Origin of the sequence: Nguyenibacter vanlangensis, from assembly GCF_013376155.1 — a bacterium.
Classification (GTDB): Bacteria; Pseudomonadota; Alphaproteobacteria; order Acetobacterales; family Acetobacteraceae; genus Gluconacetobacter; species Gluconacetobacter vanlangensis.
This window is the reverse complement of record NZ_JABXXP010000589.1, coordinates 1-1,755: the sequence shown is the minus strand read 5'-3', so window position 1 is coordinate 1,755 and position 1,755 is coordinate 1. Positions and strand designations below refer to the sequence as shown.

General features: G+C 68.9%; 3 protein-coding genes. 2 read left to right on the top strand and 1 reads right to left on the bottom strand.

The features are described 5' to 3' along the window. Nucleotides 1–492 (bottom strand): ATP-binding cassette domain-containing protein (locus tag HUK84_RS17005; RefSeq protein WP_176641324.1); only part of this gene is annotated, 492 nt, incomplete at its 3' end. A gap of 67 nt (nucleotides 493–559) precedes the next feature. Between HUK84_RS17005 and HUK84_RS17000 the strand changes: the two genes are divergently transcribed. After that, complete coding sequence (locus HUK84_RS17000; RefSeq protein ID WP_246285753.1) at nucleotides 560–1,201, top strand: arylesterase; 642 nt, start codon at nucleotides 560–562, stop codon at nucleotides 1,199–1,201. Between the two features lie 147 nt (nucleotides 1,202–1,348). Continuing rightward, on the top strand, nucleotides 1,349–1,755 hold a 407-nt coding region (locus HUK84_RS16995), incomplete at its 3' end, for a DoxX family protein (protein WP_176641323.1).

The following is a 1,755-nucleotide window of genomic DNA, read 5'->3' as shown; positions in this document are numbered from 1 at the left end:
CGCCCGGGCGTCGCGGGCCCCGTCGCGATGGCCGGCCAGTTCCAGCGGCACCAGCACGTTTTCCAGCGCCGTCATGGTCGGGATGAGCTGGAAGGACTGGAAGACGATGCCGGTGGTGCGGCGGCGGAAGCGGGCCAACGCGTCCTCGTCGAGGTCGGCAAGGCGGGTGCCGGCGATCGTGACCGTGCCGCTTGTGGGCCGTTCGAGCCCGGCGAGGAGCATCAGCAGCGAGGTCTTGCCCGAGCCGGAGGGGCCGACGATGCCCACGGCCTCGGCTTCGGCCACGCGCAGGCTGATCCCGCGCAGGATGGCCAGGCCCCCGGCCCTTTCCCCGGTGTTCCCGCCAGGGTGTGCGCCAGGGTGGGTGCCAGGGTGCGTGGGTGTGCCGTTCCGGGCCGGGTTGACCCTGCCGGAATGGGCCGGCACTGTCAGCCACAGGTCATCCGCCTGCACCAGGGTTGGCCGTCCGTTCGGGAATCCTTCGCTGTCCATGCGCTCTTCTTCCGACACAGGGTGGGTCCGCCGTCTCGACGCTACATGGCGCGGGCGAATCGTCCGAATGGTTTTTGTGCTTGTGCTGGGTATGGGCGGCATGCCGGCGGGCGCGGCCGAACGGCCGGTGCGGATTCTGGCGCTGGGGGATTCGCTGACCGCCGGGTACGGGCTGGCGCATCGCGATGCCTTCGTGCCGCGCCTGCAGGCGGCGCTGGCAGCGCGCGGCGATGCGATCACCATCCTGGACGGCGGCGTGTCGGGCGATACCAGCGCCGACGCGCTGGCGCGGCTGGATTGGGCGCTGGGCGACCAGCCGGACGCCGTGATCGTGGAACTGGGCGGCAATGACGGGCTGCGCGGGCTGGACCCGGCGCGGATGGAGCGGAACCTGACGGCGATCCTGGACCGGCTGGCCCAGGCGCATCTGCCGGTGCTGCTGTCGGGGATGTATGCCCCGCCGAACATGGGCACCGCCTATGCCGGCGCCTTTCGCGCGGTGTTCGACCGGCTGTCGCGCCGGCCGGGCATTCTGTGGGACCCGTTCTTCCTGGACGGGGTGGCCACGCATCCGGACCTGGTGCAGGCCGACCATATCCATCCCGACCCGGCCGGGGTCGCGGTGATCGTGCGGCGGCTGGTGCCGGTGGTGGAGCGGCTGGCGCAGCAGGCACGGGCGGGGCGATCCCTGTCCGGCGGTCCGGGATAGATCGGTAATTTTTGGAAACTATAGATTTACTTTGTTTCTATTTATCGGTTTCGATGATGCCGATACGGTTTCGAACAGAAGGACGGGGGCGAGAGACCGGCGCGAGGGGCGGCGGGACATGGCCCGGGAAAACTGGAGAAACCTGCGATGTTCACGATCAATGCGACGATGCGCGATGTTGTTCTGCTGCTGGCCCGCCTGCTGCTGGCGGTGCTGTTCCTGGTGATGGGCTGGGGCAAGCTGACCGATTATTCGGGCGCGGTTGCCTATATGGCACAGACCCATGCCCCGTTCCCGGCGATTTCCGCCGCGGTGGCGACGGTGACCGAACTGGGGGCTGGCCTTGCGCTGCTGGCCGGGGCGCTGACGACGGAAGTGGCGCTGGCGCTGGCGGTCTATACGCTGGTGACCGGGCTGATCGGCCATCCGTTCTGGTCGATGTCGGGCATGATGCGCTATGACAACATGATCCATTTCTACAAGAATATCAGCATCGTCGGCGGGCTGCTGGCGCTGGCGGCGGCGGGGGCGGGCCGGTTCGCCGTCACCCGGCC